At 38.6% G+C, this 381-nt stretch carries 1 protein-coding gene; it reads left to right on the top strand.

Annotation, left to right across the window (positions count from 1 at the left end):
- Positions 1–381, top strand: a 381-nt coding sequence (locus V3C85_RS19410; RefSeq protein WP_331797254.1) for an IS30 family transposase, incomplete at both ends; no start/stop codon positions are given.

Genomic DNA, 381 nt, shown 5'->3' with positions numbered 1-381 from the left:
TGTTTTTGCTCATGGCCGTTCAATTGAAAAACGACCAAAAGCTGTCCAATTAAGACAAGAATTTGGTCATTTTGAAGTTGATACGATGCAATCTGGTAAAACACGTGGCGATGTTTTAGTGACCATCACAGAACGATTGAGTCGACAACATATCATGAGACATGTCAGTGGGCGCAATAGTCAGGCAGTGACACCAGCTATTATTAGGTTTTTCAAGGGTATAAAAAATGCTAAATCAATTACAGTTGATCACGGTCGAGAGTTTGCAAAATATGATGAAATAGAAGAACAGCTAGGCATACCGATGTATTTTGCATACCCATATTCACCAGAAGAACGTGGTAGTAATGAAGTGCTAAATCGATATGTCCGTCGTTTTAT

Source organism: Pseudotabrizicola sp. L79, assembly GCF_036553525.1.
Lineage (GTDB): Bacteria > Pseudomonadota > Alphaproteobacteria > Rhodobacterales > Rhodobacteraceae > Pseudotabrizicola.
This window is presented reverse-complemented; position numbering and strand designations above follow the sequence as displayed.